At 31.8% G+C, this 201-nt stretch carries 1 protein-coding gene; it reads left to right on the top strand.

All coding sequences use genetic code 11. The features are described from left to right. Positions 1-11: 11 nt before the first annotated feature. Positions 12-201 (top strand): IS200/IS605 family transposase (tnpA, locus tag AAEY55_RS18730; RefSeq protein WP_350547559.1); only part of this gene is annotated, 190 nt, incomplete at its 3' end.

Genomic DNA, 201 nt, shown 5'->3' with positions numbered 1-201 from the left:
ATTTAATACTTGTGGTTAAATATAGAAAACAATTGTTAAAAGGTGATGTAGGTGATTTTGTAAAACAAAAAATCACTAAAATTGCAGAGCGCTCAGAATTTAATATCGAAGAGATCGAGGTGGTCAAAGATCATATACACATATTGCTAACGATCTCTCCCAATATCAGTGTTGCGAGTTACGTTAGGAGAATTAAACAAT

The organism is Pseudoalteromonas sp. 120-MNA-CIBAN-0494, assembly GCF_040308885.1.
GTDB classification, from domain to species: domain Bacteria; phylum Pseudomonadota; class Gammaproteobacteria; order Enterobacterales; family Alteromonadaceae; genus Pseudoalteromonas; species Pseudoalteromonas nigrifaciens.
This window is presented reverse-complemented; position numbering and strand designations above follow the sequence as displayed.